Raw genomic sequence first — 17601 nt, 5'->3', positions numbered from 1 at the left:
GGCTACGGAGTGCCCTCGCGCAGCACGTATCCGACGCCGCGGACGGTGTGGATCAGGCGAGGCTCGCCGTCGGCTTCGGTCTTGCGCCGCAGGTAGCCGATGTAGACCTCGAGCGCGTTGCCGGAGGTCGGGAAGTCGTATCCCCACACCTCTTCCAGGATGCGGCTGCGGGTCAGCACGCGCTTCGGGTTGCTCATCAGCATCTCGAGCAACGCGAACTCGGTGCGGGTCAGGCTGATCTGCCGCTCCCCGCGGGTCACCTCGCGCGTCACCGGGTCGAGCGTGAGGTCGGCGAAAGAGACGGCTTCGGACTCCTCCTCGTCGCGGGTGGTACGCCGCAGCAGTGACCGCAGTCGTGCCAGCAGTTCCTCCAGCGCGAACGGCTTGGGCAGGTAGTCGTCGGCACCGGCGTCGAGGCCGCTGACGCGCTCGGACACCGAGTCGCGGGCGGTGAGCACGAGGATCGGCAGATCGTCGCCCGCCGAACGGAGTCGACGGCACACCTCGAGCCCGTCGAGTCTCGGCATCATCACGTCGAGGACCATCAGATCGGGCCGCTCCGCGATCACCTTCTCGAGAGCTTCGAGTCCGTCGCCCGCCGTCTCCACCGTGTATCCGTTGAAGCTGAGCGACCGTCGGAGCGATTCGCGGACCGCACGATCGTCGTCCACCACCAGGATGCGCATGGTTACAGTCTTATATCCACAACTGAGATTCGACTGAGCGAACACGCCGTTCGGCGCAAATCCGCCGAGCTCAGCGACGCCTCCGGCCCGCCGCCGCGAGCATCTCGCCCACCTCGGTGAACTTGACCCGCGGACGTCCTTGACGTGCTCCGAGTTCGCGCTCGCGACGGTCGATCGCCGCGATCCCGCGGTACCCGAGCGACCGGCGCTGCCTGCGCCGCAGCAGTTCGGTGAACGCCGCCGCGGTCCCGGTCGCCCGAGTCAGGCCTGCCTCCGCGTCGCCGATGAAGGTCTCCACCGTCTGGACGGCGTTCAACTTGTTGGCTCCGATGCCGCCGGTGGATCCGCGCGCCGCCCAGCCGACGGCGTAAGCACCGACGACCGGCTCGCCCGCCGCGTCCACGATCCGCCCGTCGCGCACCGGAAACCGGCCGGCGGCATCGTCGAACGGGAGTCCGCCGATCGGAGCCGATCGGTAGCCGATCGAGCGCACCAGCAGGTCCGCGACGATGCGGTGCGACCGGCCGTCCGTCGTCACCGCGACGGACCGCAGCGCGTCGTCGCCGATCACGGCGTCGACGACGGTGTCGAACAGGAACACGATCCGCCGCCGACCGGGCGCTGCGGGGGCCGTCAGATCTGATGCGGCGGCGGTCGCGCGGTCGTGCACCACGACCTCGACTCCCGGGATCACCGACAGGGCGCGGTACTCCGCCGCCGTGTAGGCGGCCGCGTCCTGTCCACGCCTGCCGAGGAGCACCACTTCGTGGATGTCCTGCCTGCGCAGCAGGGTCAGCGCCCGGTCGGCGATGTCGGTGGTCGCCAGCGACTCCGGCGGTGAGACGAGGATCCGCGCGACGTCGAGCGCCACATTGCCGGTGCCGACGATCACCGCACGACCGCTGCCGTCGACCGGAATGGTCGGACCCTGCGCACCCGGCACGGCGTTGTACCAGGCGACCAGGTCCGTGGCCGAAGTGCTGCCGGGCAGGTCCTCGCCGGGGATGTCGAGACGCCGGGCGTCTGCCGCGCCCACCGCGTAGAAGACGGCGTCGAAGTGCTGCGCGAGCTCACCAGGCGTGATCTGACCGGCGTCGACGTCGGGGCCGATCTCGACGTTGGTCGCCATCGTGACGCGCGGGTCGCGGTACAGGATGTCGAAGGTCTTCATGACGTCCTTGGTGCTCGGATGGTCGGGGGCGACGCCCGCGCGGACCAGTCCACCCGGGGTGGGCAGCTTGTCGAACACCGTCACCGAGGCATCCGTCCGGTTCAGCACCGTGCGGAGGGTGTACCCGCCCGAGGGTCCGGTGCCGACGATCGCGATGCGGAGGTCGTGGGGCAGGCGCGGGATCTCCGGGTACACGACCCCCGACCACCCGGACGAGATGTCGGGGTGATCTCGGTAGTACCCCGCGTTGATCTCGACGAAGATCTGGTCGCGGGCGGACAGCCGATCGGCCGGGAAGATCGCGTCGACCGGGCACGCATCCGCGCACGCGCCGCAGTCGATGCAGGCCTCCGGATCGATGTGCAGGATGTCGGAGGTGCCGAATCCGCGCTCCTCCGGCGTCGGGTGAATGCAGTTCACCGGACACACCGAGACGCATCCGGCGTCGCTGCAACAGGACTGAGTGATGACGAAGGACAACTGAGTGCCTTTCTGGAATGGTGCGGGTCTCCCCCAGGCTGGTCGAGTAAGCCGAGGAACGAAGTGACGAGGCGCATCGAGACCGTGGCTGACCTGGGAGATCTCGATGCGCGTCCTCGCTGCGCTCGGTCGCTTACTCGATCAACCTCGGGGGGTGCTTCCTCGATCAACGTCGGGGGTCGCGTCCTCGATCAACCTGGCGATCACCCCGGGCCTACAACATGTGGGCTTTGCGGTAGTAGCGCATCGCGGGCTTGGTCAGGAGCCCGACCTCGTCGAGGAACTCCATGAGATGTCCGCAGCTGCTGCGGATCATCGAATGGAAGTGGCTGTTCTCGCGACGTTCGGCCATCGCGCGAGGGACGTCGAGGCCCGCGTCGGCGTAGGCCTGCGGCTGAATCAGGCTGGTGACGATCAGGTACGCGCCGGCGGCTACCGAGAGGGCGCTGAACTGCCTGCGGAACCAGCCGATGTCGGCGACCGATTCACGCACCTGCTCGCGTGCGAACTTCATGTGCCGCGATTCCTCGAGCACGTGGATCTCGTTGACGGTGCGGACGAACGGCAGCACGCGCTCGTCGCGCATGCAGCCGCGCTGGAAGACGTCGAGCACTTCCTCGGCGACCAGGATGCCCGCGTACGCGACCTCGCTGCCGGCGAGGACCTTGAACGCCTTCCCGAGCTTCGCAACCTTCGGATGCGGGTGGTACGACGTGCCGACCATCTTCTCCGACGCCTTCGCGAACATCTGCGAGTGCCTGCACTCGTCGGCGATCTCGACGAGCGCGAACTGGAACTCCGAGGAGTGATAGTCACCGACGTACTGGTCGCGCAGGACCATCTCATTCAGGATCATCTCGAACCAGATGCCGATGCACATGATGGACGCGAACTCGTGGCGGGTCAGATTCACCCGCTGCTCGTCGGTGAGTTCGTTCCAGTAGTCGGTGCCGTAGAGCGACGACCACTCCGGGCTGCAACCGTACTTCTCCGGATCCATCGGCAGCGACCAGTCGATCTCGGTCATCGCGTTCCGCGAGAGTCGCGCGGCGGACCTGAGCAGGCGTTCCGAGACCTGCTCGGTGCCCACATCCTTCATGCTGACGATGTTCGCCTCGGCGTCGTCTCGTTCGATCGCTGCAGTCATCACAGACCTCCGGTAAACCGTTCCATTGCCTTTTGTAACAACAATCATTGTCACGGTAACACTCGCCTCGGAGGGTGTATACGGACTAGAGTCCCTACTGAGAAGTAACATCAGCTGCGAGGTCATCCTCGCAGGCCAGAGCGGGGAGAGCATATGCCTTCGATCTTCATTTCCGGCGGCGCAGCAGGCATCGGCCTGGCGACGGCGAAGCAATTCGCGGCCGAAGGCTGGACGGTCGGCGTCTACGACGTCAGCGCCGAGGCGGTGGCGACCGTCGCCACCGAGAACCCCGAATTCATCACCGGAACCCTCGACGTCCGCGACCCCGAGCAGTGGTCGAAGGCGCTGGCCGACTTCACCGCGCACACCGACGGCCGACTCGACGTCCTCGACAACAACGCGGGCATCCTCGTCGCCGGACCGCTGACGGAGATCTCCGCCGACGCGATCAAGGCCCAGATCGACATCGACGCCCTCGGCGTCACGCTGGGCGCGCAGGCCGCCCACCCCTACCTCAAGGCCACGCCCGGATCTCATCTGGTGAACATCGCGTCGGCATCGGCGATCTACGGCCAGCCGGGCATCGCGACCTACAGTGCGACCAAGTTCTACGTCGCGGGACTCACCGAGGCCCTGGAGTTGGAGTGGGCGCCCGACGACATCCGCGTCGTGAGCATCTGGCCACTCTGGGCGAAGACTGCACTCGCCGACAACGACGCGAAGTCGACCAAGACCCTCGGCGTCCGGATCACCCCGGAACAGGTGGCGGACAAGGTGTGGGAGTCGGTCCACCCGACCATCGCCGATCGCCTCCTGAGCCGGACGAGCTACTCCGTCGGCATCCAGACCACGGTGCTCGGCAATGCCGCGAAGTTCATTCCGAACGTGCTGAACCGCGGCGTCAACAAGCTGATCGCGCAGTAGCCCCGGGCGAGATCAGCGCGCGCCCTTCACCAGGTCCGCGCACCGTTCCCCGATCATCATCACCGTGATGTTGGGGTTCACCGAGAGGTGTTCGGGGAACACCGAGGCGTCGGCGACGCGCAGACCGTCGACGCCCTTCACCCGCAGCTGTGCGTCGACCGGGGCGTCGTCGGCGGAACCCATCGCGGCCGTGCCGACCGGGTGATACACGGTGTTGTGAGTCCGGCTGATGTACGCCGCGAGCTCGTCGTCGCTGAGATGGTCCGGCCCGGGAAAGAGTTCCCGCCCGGCCCACTCCGCCATCGCGGGCTGCGCGACGATCTCCCGAGCGCGGCGGATGCCCTCGGTCATGATCCGCATGTCGTAGCCCTCGGGATCGGTGAAGTACCGCGGATCCACATGCGGCTTGTCGCGGAAGTCGCGCGAGGCGAGCCGCACCGTGCCGCGCGACCGCGCATGAGTCACGTTCGGCGTCAGGCAGAACGAGTTCTCCGACGTCGGGTAGCCGCGGCGCAGGGTGTGCATGTCGAACGGCACGCTGCCGTAGTGCATCATCAGGTCCGGCCGGTCGAGGCCGGCGTCGACGGTGTCGAAGATCCCGATCTCCCACCACTGCGTCGACTCGCTGACCATCGGCTGCTTGGCCTCCCACGAGATCACGCCCTCCGGGTGATCCTGCAGGTTGCTGCCGACGCCCGGCGAGTCGAGCAGCACGTTCACCCCGCGTCCCGCGAGGTGCTCAGCGGGACCGATGCCCGACAGCATCAGCAACTTGGGTGTGTCGATGGCTCCGGCGGACAGGACCACCTCACGCCCCGCGCGGATGGTCTGCGCCCTGCCGAACTGATTGTCGACCACCTCGACGCCGACGCACCGCAGCCCGTCGAACAGCAGCTTCTTGGCGCGCAGTCCGGTCAGCAGGGTGAAGTTCTCGCGGTCGGCGATCGGATGGATGTACGACACCGACGAAGACGAACGCGTTCCGTCCCGCTTCGAGTTGATCTGGAAGAAGTTGGCGCCGCTGCGCACCGTGGTCCCGGTGTTGAAGCGGGTGGTCGGGATGCCGTACTCGGCGGCCGCGGCGAGCACCGCGACCCCGCAGGGGTCGGTCGGCGGAACGTTCATCAGGTTCACCGGCCCGCGGTCACCGTGATGCGGAGCGTCCGGGCCGGCGTCCTCATTCGTCTCCAGCCGCTTGAGGACCGGCCACATCGCGGCCGCGTTCCAGCCGGTGGCGCCGTACTCGCGCTCCCAGGAGTCGAGGTCCTCGGCCGGCGGCCAGAACGCGATGCACGAATTGTGCGACGAGCAGCCGCCGAGCACCTTGGCGCGGGCGTGTCTCATGAACGAGTTGCCGTTGGCCTGAGGTTCGATCGGGTAGTCCCAGTCGTAGCCCGACTCGAGGAGTTCCATCCACCGGTCCAGGCGCAGCACCTCGGGGATGCCGCGGTCGTCCGGCCCGGCCTCGATCAACGCCACGGACACCGACGGGTCCTCCGACAGCCGCGCGGCGACGGCGCATCCTCCCGATCCGCCGCCGACGACGACGTAGTCGAACTCCCTGACCTGTGCCTCGGACACTGTGCTCATCAGCCTTCCTGTTCCGGTTCGCGACGGTCGGCGAACCATCCGGTGACCGCCGGTGCGATGTTCTGGTAGACGTGCTTGGCCTCGCGGTACTCGTCGAGCCCGGTCGGACCGAGTTCTCGGCCGACGCCCGACTGTCCGAAGCCGCCCCACTCCGCCTGCGGGAGGTACGGGTGGAAGTCGTTGATCCAGACGGTGCCGTGGCGCAGGCGATTCGCGATCCGCTGCGCCTTGCCCGCGTCCTGCGTCCAGACGGCGCCCGCGAGCCCGTAGATCGTGTCGTTCGCGATCCGGACGGCGTCGTCCTCGTCGGTGAACGTCTCGACGGTGACCACCGGGCCGAACGCCTCGTCGACGACCACCGACATGCCCTGCCGGACCTGGTCGAGCACGGTCGGCAGGTAGTAGAAGCCCGCATCCAGGTCCGACTCGCCGGACCGGCCGGTGGCGAACTCGCCGCCGCAGCGGAGCCGCGCGCCTTCGGCGACACCGGCGTTCACGTACGCGTGCACCTTGTCCCGGTGCGCCGCCGAGATCAGCGGGCCGGTCTCCGCGGCCTCGTCGAAGGGTCCACCGAGCACGATGTGCCGGGCCCGCTCGACGAGCGCGTCGACGAACTCCTCGGCGATCGAATCCTGCACGACCAGCCGCGCACCGGCCGAGCACACCTGTCCGGAATGCACGAACGCGGCGTTGAGCGCGTTGTCGAGCGCGGCGTCGAAGTCGGCGTCGGCGAAGATCACATTGGGGTTCTTGCCGCCGAGTTCGAGTGCGACCTTCTTGACGGTCGGGGCGGCGCTCGCCGCGATCACGCGGCCGGTGACCAGACCGCCGGTGAACGAGACGAGGTCGACGTCCGGGTGCGACGACAGCGGTGCCCCGGCGACCGCACCCGCACCGGTGACGAGATTCGCGACGCCGTCCGGCAGACCCAGTTCCTTCAGCAGCGCGACCGTGAGGATCGCCGTGTGCGGCGTCAGCTCGGCGGGCTTGAGCACGAACGAGCAGCCGGCCGCCAGCGCGGGCGCGATCTTCCAGGCGGCCTGCAGCAGCGGGTAGTTCCACGGCGTGATCAGGCCGCACACACCCACCGGCTCGTATTGGACGCGGCTCACGACGTTCGCCGACCCGGCGTCGACCAGGCGCCCGGCGTCCTGCGCACCGATGTTCGCGAAGTAGTCGAAGCAGGCGGCGATGTCGTCCATGTCCAGGCGCGCCTCCACGATCCGCTTGCCGGTATCGAGCGCCTCGGCGCGGGCCCACTCCTCCCGCCGTTCGCGGATGGTCGCGGCGACCCGGCTCAGCAGCGCACAGCGCTCCGGCGTCGGGACCGATGCCCAGCGACGGTCGTCGAAGGCCCGCCGAGCGGCTTCGATCGCGCGCACGGTGTCGTCCGCGGTCGCCTCGCTGACCGTCGCGACCAGCGAGCCGTCGGCCGGGCAGCGGATCTCGCGCGTGCCGCCGTCGGCCGCGGCCGCCCACCGGCCGTCGATGAACAGGGTTTCAGGGTTCACGGATCGTCTCCTCCTCCGGCAGGTCCTCTTCGAAGTCTGCCGACCAGTCCAATGTCGCCTCCGATTCGACGGGCTCGGACTCCGAGTCGCCGACCGAGTGCAGGTATTCGATGTGGCGCTCGTAGTGGTCGAGCACGTTGGAGCTGATCTGCTCCTTGGTGAAGCCGTAGACGTCGAAGCCCTCACTGCCCTGCGCGGTGAACACCTCGAGGCGGTAGAACCGCTCCGACGTCTCGGGGTTGAGCCCGAACACCGGCGTCGGATGCCGGGTCGGGAACACCTGGTAGTGGAACGGCTTCTTGCCGTTGAATTGCACGTCCAGGTGGTACGCGTCGACGTCGTAGGCGTCCACATGCGTCGAACCCACGGACGCGTCCATGCCGGCGCCGCGCAATTCGGCCGCCACCTCGCGCAGGGCGGGCTCGACCACCAGGTCGGTGAACCGGCGGACGTCGTCGACGTCCGGATATCGCACCGCTCGCGCCACCCGCTGCCGCCAGTTGAGCGACGTCCCGCCCGACGACCGATGCGAGAGCGCCCGACTCAGGGCGCTGCGACGGGAGTCGACCCAGTTGGCCTCCACCTGGAACGCCCGGAACAGCCCGAGCATCATCAACAGCACGACGACGGCGAACGGCAGTCCCATGATCACCGTCGCCTGCTGCAGCGTGGAGATGCCGCCGATCATCAGCATCGCCAGCGTCAACAGTCCGGTGGCCGACGCCCAGAAGACGCGGACCCACCGCGGCCCGTCCGACTCGTTGTCGGTGATCCGCGAGGTGAAATGCGACATCACGAGCGCGCCCGAATCGGCACTCGTGATGTAGAAGAGCAGGCCGGTGAACGTGGCGATGATCACCAGCACCGGCGCGCCCGGATACTCGTGGAGCAGCGCGTAGAACGCCCGCTCCGGCTTGTCGATCGCCGTCTGCTCGAACTCCTTGTTCCCGCCGAGCACCACGTCGAGCGCGCTGTTCCCGAAGATCGAGATCCACGTCAGGATGAACAGGAACGGCACGATCAGCGTCCCCGCGACGAACTGCCGAATGGTGCGGCCGCGGGAGATCCGCGCCAGGAACAGGCCCACGAACGGCGCCCACGCGATCCACCACGCCCAGAAGAACAGCGTCCAGTCCGTCATCCACTGGTCGGGGCGGTCGTAGGCCATGGTGTCCAGCGCCATGACCGGGAAGCGCGAGGTGAAGTCACCGACGTTCTGCACCAGGCCGTTCATCAGGAACGTGGTCGAGCCGGCGATCAGCACGAACAGCATCAGGCCGATCGCGATGATCACGTTGGCCTCCGACAACCGCTTCACACCCTTGTCGACCCCGGAGACCGCCGATGCGATCGCGACGCCGACCGCGACCGCGATCAGCCCCGCCTGTGCCCAGGTGCTCTCGGCGATGCCGAACAGGTCGTCGAGCCCGACGTTGAGCTGTGCGACACCGATGCCGAGACTGGTCGCCAGACCGAAGATCGCGCCGAGCAGCGCTGCGATGTCGACGGTGTCGCCGAGCAGCCCCTTCACGCGGTCGCCGAAGATCGGCTGCAGCGCCGACCGCAGGCTCAGCGGCTGGTTGTACCGGTACGAGAAGTAGGCCAGCGCCATCCCGATCAGCGCGTACAGACCCCACCCGATCAGCCCGTAGTGGAAGAGTGTCCACACGACCGCCTGCCGCGTCGCCTCGAGCGTCCCGCCCTCGCCGATCGGCGGCATCGCCCGCTGCGTCACCGGTTCGGACACCGAGAAGAACATCAGGTCGATGCCGATGCCCGCGGCGAAGAGCATCGCCGTCCACGAGAAGATGCTGTACGTCGGCTTGGAGTGGTCGGGGCCGAGCTTCACCTGCCCGACCTTCGAGACGGCCGCCCAGATCACGAAGGCGAGAACGCCCGCCGCCAGCAGGATGTAGAACCACCCGAGTTCGCGTGACACCCACCCCACCGCGCTGCCGATGATCCGGTCAGCGCCGTCCTGATCGATCAGCGCCCAGAGGATGATCCCGATGATGCCGACGCTGGATCCGATGAAGACGGTCTTGTTGACGCGTACCCGGCCGGTCTCATCATCACCGGACCGCACGGTCCCCGATCGGGTCGCCACAGCAACGATCACATCCCTGACAGAATTCGCACTGGTTTCGTATCACTTCGAGTCTCGAACTGGCGCCAACCTAGCGCGGACCGTCGTCCGGAAGCGAACCGGACAGCTGGTTCGAGACCGCACCGTGACCCGCGCGTGCCGGATCACGGTCCCGGCTCGTCGTGCGGACGGGGAATGCAGAAACGGCTGTGGCCGGCGATTTCTCGCCGGCCACAGCCGTTGTACGTTTTTCTGCGCTGGTCGCTCAGCGACGGTCGAGGTCGACCAGACCGAGCTTCGCTGCCTTCACCAGGCGGCGCGGGATGCGCTGCGAAACGCCGTTGATCTTCTCTTCCTGCAGCGTGACGTTCTCCGCCTTCCACTGCGAACGACGGCTGCGGGTATTGGCCCGCGACATCCGGCGCTTGGGTACTGCCATGGTTCCAGCCCTTCTCTACCTGGTGCGGGTGGGTTCGGGCTTCATCCCGACCCGCCTGACCCGCTGATCGCCTTGCCACCACGGCTAGCGACCGCGGCACACAACCAGACCAGATTAGCCGTCGCGGGGTGTCCTATGCAAAACGCGGGAGTGGGCCCTGGGCCGCCGGATGTGGAAACGGCGGACGCCGCGGGCATAATCCGACTGGTGTCTGGCGTCATCTCGGGGTTCACCGTCATCTTCCTCGTGGTCGCCCTCGGCTACGTCCTGGGGCGGACGGGGAGTCTCGGCGAGCACGCGTCGTCGGTGCTGGCGCGCGTCGTCTTCTTCGTCTGCACGCCCGCGCTGCTCATTCACTCGCTCGCGACCAGCGACCTGTCGGTCATCTTCTCCTCCACCCTCGCGGTGGCCTCTGCCTCGGCGCTCATCGTCGGCGGAGCGTACGCACTCATCGCCTGGCTGTGGCTGCGCCGCGGCATTCCGGAGATCGTGATCGGGGCACTCTCGTCGTCGTACGTCAACAGCGTGAACCTGGGTCTGCCGATCGCGATCTTCGTGCTCGACGACGCGTCGTTCATCGCGCCGCTCCTGCTGTTCCAGATCGTCTTCTACTCCCCCGTCGCCCTGGCCACCCTCGATCTGACGGCGCTGTCGGGCCCGCGCCGCACGTCGACCCTGCGGACCGTGCTGACCCCGCTCAAGAACCCGATTCTGGTCGGCGGCGTGATCGGACTCGTGATCTCCCTCGTCGGCTGGACCCCGCCGCAGGCGGTGATGGAACCGCTGGACATGCTCGGCCAGGCGTCGGTGCCGCTGGCGCTGCTGACCTTCGGCCTCACGTTGACCGGCGTCGCGGTGTTCAAGAAGGGCGAGAGCCCCCGGCGCGACATCGCCCTCGCCTCGGTGATGAAGATGGCAGTGATGCCGGCCGTCGCGTATGCGCTCGCCCGGTGGGGGTTCGGCATGACCGGGCACGCACTGTTCGCGCAGGTGGTGATCGCCGCGCTCCCGACGGCCCAGAACGTCCTGGTCTACGCGACGAGATATCAGCGCGGCGAGGTGCTGGCCCGTGACTCCGCGCTGATCACCACGCTGCTCTCGATCCCGGTGATCGCGCTGGTGGCGGCGACACTGGCATAAGCGGGTCGGGCGCCCACGCTAACGCGCCCGGCGCGGCCCCAGGCTCTCAGCACGGCCCCGACGCTGGACGTGCACGCCGCCCATCAGCGAGAAGCCCTTGATCACCACACGCGGCGCACCCTCGCCGCCGGAACCGGCCGCGCTGCCGTCGAAGCCGCCGAACACGCCGCGGCCGTGCACCTCGACCGTCACGTCCGGCGGAACGGTGATGTCGATGCCGCCCATGATCGCCTTGCACTTGATGGTCAGCACCGGTGCCGTGTATTCGACGTTGCGCAAGTCGAGCGCCACCCCGCCCATCAGCGCGGTGGCCTTCAGCCGGTCGCCGACCACCGCACCGCCGCCGACTTCCGTGCCACCGAAGAAGCCGGACGCGCCGGTGACCGGCTGGGCGCCCGACTCGCTGACCGTCGTCTCCCCGAACTCCGCGTCGGCGGCCACGGACCGGAGTTGGTCCAGCGGCAGATCGCGAGTCAGCGCGTCGAGGTCGGATCGGGTCCGCGCGACCGAGGCGTCGCCCGCGCGATGGCTGTACTCCTCGGGCGTCAGGACGCCCATCGTCATCGCCGCCGACAGATACGAATGGGTGCGCTCGCGGTCGGCGTCGCTGACCAGGATCGCGGCGGCGTCGCCCGCGGCGGGCCGCGGCGAACGGGACGAACTGGGCTCGATGTCGCTCATCTGCACAAGAGTAGTGAAAGATGCGGCATCTCACCGGCGACGCAGATCCGGCACTCCGGCGGCGTCGGCGGCGCGCCGGTACGCGGCGGCCAGTGTTTCGACCGTCTCGTGCGCGTTGAGCCCGCTCGGGTTGGGCAGCACCCACAGTTCGGCACCGCCGAGCTTCTCGGGCTGCGGGCCGACGGTCGCGGTCCGGCGGCCGAACGCCGCTCGATACGCGGTGACGCCGAGGATCGCGAGGACGCGCGGACGCACCCGGTTCACCGTCCTCTCGAGTTCGACGCCGCCCCGGAGCAGTTCGTCGCGAGTCAGATCCGACGCCTTGGCGGTGGCCCGGGCGACGACGTTGGTGATTCCGACGCCGGCGTCGAACAACGCCTGCCGATCGACGTCCGCCATCCCGCCCGACGCGTCGATCAGGTGGTCGGTGACGCCCGCGGCGAACAGCGCCGGATAGAAGCGGTTCCCGGGTCTGGCGAAATGCGCTCCGGTCGCCGCCGTCCACAGTCCGGGGTTGATTCCGGAGATCAGCAGCCGGCAGTCGTGCCCGATCAGGTCGGGGACCGTGGCGTCGGTGAAGCTCAGCAATTCGTCGCGCGTGAAACCCATCGCCGCGTCACCCGATCTCGGCGAGGATCGCGCGATGATCGGCGCCTGAGATCTCGTGCGAGCTGACCTCGGTCGCCGTCAGGCCCCGCACGACGATGTGGTCGATGCCGACCAGCGGCGGATACCGCTTGTCGGTCGGATAGGTCGGCAGCCACCCGGCGCCCGCGGCTTCGCCCGCGTCGCGGTATCCGCCGGACAGCAGACGACGGAACTGGACGTGGTCGGTGGTGGCGTTGAAGTCACCGAGCGCGACCACCGATCGAGTCGACGGCACCGACGACAGGGCGGCCCCGATGCGGTCGAGTTCCTCAGCCCAGTCCTCAGGGTGTGTGGGCGGCACCGGATGCACGGCGAACACCTGGACCTCGCCGTGCCCGGGGACGGTCGCGACGGCGGTCAGCGTGGTGAGTGCGAAGCCCTCCAGGACGGCCGTCTGCGACAACGGATGCCTGCTGTAGACGGCGGTGCCGTACGCGAGTGCGGCCGGTCGGACGAAGTCGTGGGGCAGGTCCTCCGCGATCGACGTCTGCCGGATCCGGAGGGCGGCCTCCGGCGTGATCTCCTGAACGGCCAGCACGTCGACGTCCCTCGTGCGGACGAGCTCCGCGAGGTCGTCGACGTCTCCGGTGCCGAGTTGGATGTTGGCGCTGACCACGGTCAGCGGCCGCTCGATCGACCGGTCGTCGGCGAGGTAGAGAGGCGCCTGGACTGCGACGCCCGCCGCGGCGACCACGACCGCGACGCCGAATCCGATCCACGCGCGCACCGCCGCGAACGCCGTGACGGCCACCGCACACCCGACCAGCAGCACGATCGGCGACACCGATGCCGCGGCGATCGTGACCGTGTGCGAACCCGGCCAGTAACGCATCGCGAGAGCACCGACCGCGCCGACCAGCGCGACCGTGCCGACGACGACCCCGGTACGGCGAAGGGCGTCGCTCACCTCGCGCGTCGTGCCCGCAGGTAGTCACCGACGACCGCGGCACCGAGGCCGTCGAGCTCAGGCGCGACGACGCGGCCGCCGATCCGCCGTGCGATCTGATCGATGAACCGGGCCAGCCCGGGGTCCTCGCCGAGGCGGAAGAAGGTGATCTGAGTTCCCATCCGCGAGAGGTGATCGAGCTCGGAGACGGTGAGGCCGATGGTCCGCGGATGCGGCGGGTAGAAGAAGAACTCCTCACCGTCGGACTCCAGGTGCGCGGTCGGCTCACCGTCCGTCACGATCAGGACCACCGGCTGCGCATTCGGGAATCGACGCAGGTGTCGCTGCGCCAACAGGAGCGCGTGATGCAGGTTGGTGCCCTGCTCCATCCGCGGCTCCAGAGCCGTGAGCTTGTCGACGGTGGTGTCGCGGGCCAGCCTGCCGAACTCGATGAGGTGCAGTTCGTCGGCCCGGAACCGCGTCGCGATCAGCTGGTTCAACGCCAGTGCGGTCCGCTTCATCGGCGTCCAGCGCCCCTCCATCACCATCGAGAAGGAGGTGTCGACGAGCAGGACCACAGCGGCCTGGGTCCGCGCCTCGGTCTCGATGACCTCGATGTCCCCGACGTCGATACGCACGCCGGATCCCGCGGCCAGACCGGCCGCCGCGGACGGATCCTCCGCGACGGTCCGGAGCACGGCATTGGTGACGGTGCGGGTGACGTTCCAGGGCTGCGTGTCGCCGAACTGCCATTCGCGGCTGCTGCCGGTCGGCTCACCCAACCGTCCCGCGAGGTCGGTCTGGCGGTCGCCGCCGCGCGACGACAATTGCTGAGCGATGTCCCGCAGGATCGCCTGACCGAGCCTGCGCATCGCCTTGGGACTGAGGCGGGTCTGGCCGTCGGGCGTGCGGTCGAAGAAGCCCTCCTCGCGCATCGCGCGATCCAGTTCGGCGAGCGTGCGGGCGTCGGCCGCCGCCTCGTCGCCGAGCTGTCGGGCCAGGGCGTCGATGTCGACATCCTCGAGCTGGGCTCCGGCGTAGCCCTGCGACAGCTGCTCGGCCAGGTTCTCGAGCTCGGCGATGTCGCGCAGCGCGGCCGCGCCCTCGCCGAGACCCATCGGCTGACCGCCGGAGAACTCCTGTCCCCCGTTCCAGTCCAGATCGGGCCGGGCCTGACGCAGCGCGTCGTCCATCTGCGACAGCTGCGACATCAGTTGAGGCGAACCGAAGGCCTGCTGTGAGAGCTCCGCGAGCTCGGCCTGCTGCTCCGGCGTCAGCGAGTTGAAGAACTGCTGTGCGGCCGCGGACCGCTGCGCGAGCGAATCGACGAGCTCCTCGGTGTTCTGCGGGTTCTCCGGGAAGAACTCCCCGTGCTTGTCCATGAACTCGGCGAACTGATCGGTGGTGTCCTCGCCGCGGTTGTGGGCGGCGAGGAGGTCGTTGAGGTCGTCGAGCATCTCGGAGATGCGCTGCCGGTCCTCATCGGTGGCGCCTTCGAGTGCCTCCTTCATCCCGGCGAACCGTTGATCGAGGACCTCACGGCCCAGCAGGTCGGAGATCTTCTCGTAGTCGGCGCGCGCGTCTGGGCTGCGCCAGTCGTAATCGGCCAGTTCACGGACCGCCTGGGCGGTCGACGGCGGCAGGTTCTCGATCTGCATCTCGGCGAAGCGTGCGTCGTCGTCGAGGTCTCGCGCGAGTTGCTTGCGCTCGTTGAGGACCGCGGAGTCGAGCAGTTCGCGGATCTCGTCGAACGTGCCGTCGAGGTTCCGGTTGCGGAGCAGTTCGCGACGTCGCCGATTCGCCATCTCGGCCAACCGGTCGAGGCCGCGCATGTTCTCGCTGCCGCGGCGCAGGAACTCGCGCAGCGCACGATCGGGCGACGACCCCGACATCACGTCGTCGCCGATGGCCTCCAACGCCTCGCGGAGGTCGACCGGCGGCGCGAGCGGATCCGGCCCGCCGGTGTAGCGCCGGTAGGAGGAACGGTGAAAGCGCCTACGCGTCATCGTCTTCGGCTTGTTCCACGAGATATGTGGTGCGGCCGTACTCGTCGGTGTCCTTGCCGATCCGGCGTGCGAGGTACAGACCCTCGAGCGCGAGTTCGGCGGCGCTCGCGCGTTCGGCATCCTCGGTCGCGTCCAGCCGGTCGGCGATGTCGTCGATGACGTCGGAGACGTCGCCGTCGTCGCCGAGCGCGGTCAGCACGTCGCCGGCCGGGACGCGATCGCCGGTCAGCACCTCCTCGCCCGCCTCCAGTGCGGTGACGAGCGGTCGCATGTCGACACCGCCGAGGTGAGCGCGCACGGTGTCGGCGACGGACTTGCGCAGCAGATAGTCGAGGATCTCCAGCTCGCGACCCTCTTCACCGGACTCGAACTCGATCTTGCCGCGCAGCACCTCGATGACCGACTGCAGGTCGACCGGCCGAGCGACGGGGAACTCTTCCCCCGCCACCGCGGACCGGTGCAGGGCGGCCGCGGCGACCGTCTCCGCTCCCGCGATGGAGAAGCGTGCGGAGACGCCCGAGCGCTGGTCGATCGACGGGTGCTCGCGGGCGTATCGGGTGAACCGGGCCAGCACCTCGATCAGGTACGACGGCACCGACGCGACCAGGTCGGCCTCCTGCTCGATGACGTCCACCTCGTCCTCGAGATCGAGCGGATAGTGCGTGCGGATCTCGGCACCGAAGCGGTCCTTGAGCGGGGTGATGATCCGGCCGCGGTTGGTGTAGTCCTCGGGATTCGCGCTCGCTGCGACGAGGACGTCGAGCGGCAGTCGGAGGCTGTAGCCGCGGACCTGGATGTCGCGCTCCTCCATCACGTTCAGCATCGACACCTGGATGCGTTCGGCGAGGTCGGGCAGCTCGTTGATCGCGATGATCCCGCGATGCGCCCGCGGGATGAGACCGAACGCGATGGTCTCGGGGTCGCCGAGGCTCCGACCCTCGGCGACCTTCATCGGATCGATGTCGCCGACCAGGTCGGCCACCGAGGTGTCGGGGGTCGCGAGCTTCTCGCTGTACCGTTCACTGCGGTGCCGCCATCCGATCGGCAGGTCGTCGCCGAGTTCGGCGGCCCGCCGGATCGACGCGGGCAGGATCGGGTTGTACGGGTGCTCGTCGAGCTCCGAGCCGTCGATCACCGGAGTCCACTCATCGAGCAGTCCGGCGAGGGTCCGCAGCAGCCGGGTCTTGCCCTGGCCTCGTTCACCGAGCATCACCACGTCGTGTCCGGCGATGAGAGCCCGTTCGAGCTGCGGGATCACGGTGTCGTCGAAGCCGACGATGCCGGCCCACGGATCGTCGCCCGCGCGGAGGGCGGCGAGCAGATTGTTGCGGATCTCGTCGCGGATCTCGCGTTCCACATGTCCGGAGGCGCGCAGTTCGCCGACGGTCTTGAGAGCCGGTGCAGGAGTGTCGATATCGGTGACAGCCACGTGTTCCACGCTACCTGGAATAGGGAGACGGCTGTGGAACCGCGACGAATTGTCATAGCCCGCCTCTAACGTCGACTCCACACCTTCGGATTGGAGCACCGTGATGACTTGGAACGCACTCGACGCCTACGACAACGGACTGTCCTTCTTCTCGGAGATCGTCGAGGCGGTACCCGCGGACCGCTGGGCCGCACCGTCGCCGTGCGACGGCTGGACCGCGCTCGACGTCCTCGGCCACGTCGGCGAGGCGGCATCGGTCGGCGCCCGGATCCTGCGCGGCGGCGAGCTCGATTTCACCCGGCACGATCCGCCGTCGTCGGCGGTCGAGGGCGACCCGGCGGCCTGGTGGTCTGCCAGAGCGACGGAGGCGCGCGATGCGCTCACCGGTGCCACCGATCTCGACCGAGAGGTCGACAGTCCCGCCGGTCGTCGCACCGTGCGCGACGGATTGTCGTTCCCGGCGGTCGACCTGTATCTGCACGGCTGGGACATCGCCGCGGCGACCGGTCGGACGGTCGGCTTTCCCGACGACGCGATCGTCTTCATCAACGGCGTGTTCGACGGCGTCCCGGACGAGGTGACGCGCCGTCCCGGCGTCTTCGCCGCCGCTGTGAGCGTGCCCGAAGGCGGCGACGCGACGACGCGCCTCATCGGCTGGGCGGGGCGGGACCCGGAGTGGGCGGCGGACTGACACTCGGCTGAGCCGAGGAATGCAGCGGCGAGAGGAGTCTTTTCAGGTTTTCAGGCTGGTCGAGTAAGGCGAGGAACTTCAGTGAC

15 protein-coding genes are annotated in these 17601 nt (G+C 68.5%); 3 read left to right on the top strand and 12 right to left on the bottom strand.

The window, feature by feature from the left end:
- Window positions 1-2: 2 nt before the first annotated feature.
- From SCNU_RS12310 to SCNU_RS12300, 3 genes are all read right to left on the bottom strand, one after another.
- The gene (locus tag SCNU_RS12310) at window positions 3-686 is read right to left on the bottom strand and encodes a response regulator transcription factor (protein ID WP_009679710.1); all 684 of its coding nucleotides are present in this window, start codon (window positions 684-686) and stop codon (window positions 3-5) included.
- 70 nt (window positions 687-756) lie between these two features.
- Complete coding sequence (locus SCNU_RS12305) at window positions 757-2337, bottom strand: FAD-dependent oxidoreductase (protein ID WP_040518326.1); 1581 nt, start codon at window positions 2335-2337, stop codon at window positions 757-759.
- A 214-nt stretch (window positions 2338-2551) separates the two neighbouring features.
- On the bottom strand, window positions 2552-3484 hold the full coding sequence (locus tag SCNU_RS12300; protein WP_009679708.1) for an AurF N-oxygenase family protein: 933 nt from the start codon (window positions 3482-3484) through the stop codon (window positions 2552-2554).
- Window positions 3485-3637: 153 nt separating this feature from the next.
- Here SCNU_RS12300 and SCNU_RS12295 point away from each other — a divergent pair, with 153 nt between their 5' ends.
- Window positions 3638-4408 (top strand): SDR family oxidoreductase, encoded by a 771-nt coding sequence (locus SCNU_RS12295; RefSeq protein ID WP_009679707.1) that lies wholly within the window; start codon window positions 3638-3640, stop codon window positions 4406-4408.
- 12 nt (window positions 4409-4420) lie between these two features.
- Here SCNU_RS12295 and SCNU_RS12290 read toward each other — a convergent pair whose 3' ends face one another.
- From SCNU_RS12290 to rpmF, 4 genes are all read right to left on the bottom strand, one after another.
- Window positions 4421-5998 (bottom strand): GMC family oxidoreductase, encoded by a 1578-nt coding sequence (locus SCNU_RS12290; RefSeq protein ID WP_009679706.1) that lies wholly within the window; start codon window positions 5996-5998, stop codon window positions 4421-4423.
- Complete coding sequence (locus SCNU_RS12285) at window positions 5998-7509, bottom strand: aldehyde dehydrogenase family protein (protein WP_009679705.1); 1512 nt, start codon at window positions 7507-7509, stop codon at window positions 5998-6000. Before SCNU_RS12285 ends, SCNU_RS12290 begins: the two co-directional genes overlap by 1 nt.
- Window positions 7499-9616, bottom strand: coding sequence for a choline BCCT transporter BetT (betT, locus tag SCNU_RS12280; protein ID WP_009679704.1), 2118 nt, complete (start codon window positions 9614-9616; stop codon window positions 7499-7501). The genes SCNU_RS12285 and betT overlap by 11 nt, the downstream gene beginning before the upstream one ends.
- A gap of 244 nt (window positions 9617-9860) precedes the next feature.
- Complete coding sequence (rpmF, locus tag SCNU_RS12275; protein WP_009679703.1) at window positions 9861-10034, bottom strand: 50S ribosomal protein L32; 174 nt, start codon at window positions 10032-10034, stop codon at window positions 9861-9863.
- Between the two features lie 207 nt (window positions 10035-10241).
- Here rpmF and SCNU_RS12270 point away from each other — a divergent pair, with 207 nt between their 5' ends.
- Window positions 10242-11174 (top strand): AEC family transporter, encoded by a 933-nt coding sequence (locus SCNU_RS12270; RefSeq protein WP_009679702.1) that lies wholly within the window; start codon window positions 10242-10244, stop codon window positions 11172-11174.
- Between the two features lie 18 nt (window positions 11175-11192).
- Here the strand turns inward: SCNU_RS12270 and SCNU_RS12265 are convergent, their stop codons facing one another.
- Genes SCNU_RS12265 through SCNU_RS12245 form a run of 5 tightly spaced genes read right to left on the bottom strand, consistent with a single transcriptional unit; the run spans window position 11193 to window position 16824 of the window.
- On the bottom strand, window positions 11193-11855 hold the full coding sequence (locus SCNU_RS12265; protein ID WP_040518367.1) for a DUF1707 SHOCT-like domain-containing protein: 663 nt from the start codon (window positions 11853-11855) through the stop codon (window positions 11193-11195).
- Between the two features lie 30 nt (window positions 11856-11885).
- Window positions 11886-12464, bottom strand: a complete 579-nt coding sequence (locus SCNU_RS12260; protein WP_009679700.1) for a mismatch-specific DNA-glycosylase — start codon at window positions 12462-12464, stop codon at window positions 11886-11888.
- 7 nt (window positions 12465-12471) lie between these two features.
- Window positions 12472-13410 (bottom strand): endonuclease/exonuclease/phosphatase family protein, encoded by a 939-nt coding sequence (locus SCNU_RS12255; RefSeq protein ID WP_009679699.1) that lies wholly within the window; start codon window positions 13408-13410, stop codon window positions 12472-12474.
- A complete protein-coding gene (locus tag SCNU_RS12250; protein ID WP_009679698.1) occupies window positions 13407-15395 on the bottom strand; it encodes a vWA domain-containing protein in 1989 nt (662 codons plus the stop codon). Before SCNU_RS12250 ends, SCNU_RS12255 begins: the two co-directional genes overlap by 4 nt.
- Window positions 15385-16824 carry a sigma 54-interacting transcriptional regulator gene (locus SCNU_RS12245; protein WP_009679697.1) on the bottom strand — a complete coding sequence of 480 codons (1440 nt, stop codon included), beginning with the start codon at window positions 16822-16824 and terminating at the stop codon, window positions 15385-15387. The genes SCNU_RS12250 and SCNU_RS12245 overlap by 11 nt, the downstream gene beginning before the upstream one ends.
- A gap of 103 nt (window positions 16825-16927) precedes the next feature.
- Between SCNU_RS12245 and SCNU_RS12240 the strand changes: the two genes are divergently transcribed.
- On the top strand, window positions 16928-17515 hold the full coding sequence (locus SCNU_RS12240; RefSeq protein WP_009679696.1) for a TIGR03086 family metal-binding protein: 588 nt from the start codon (window positions 16928-16930) through the stop codon (window positions 17513-17515).
- Window positions 17516-17601 lie beyond the last annotated feature (86 nt).

This window comes from Gordonia neofelifaecis NRRL B-59395 (assembly GCF_000192435.1).
GTDB classification, from domain to species: Bacteria; Actinomycetota; Actinomycetes; order Mycobacteriales; family Mycobacteriaceae; genus Gordonia; species Gordonia neofelifaecis.
This window is presented reverse-complemented; position numbering and strand designations above follow the sequence as displayed.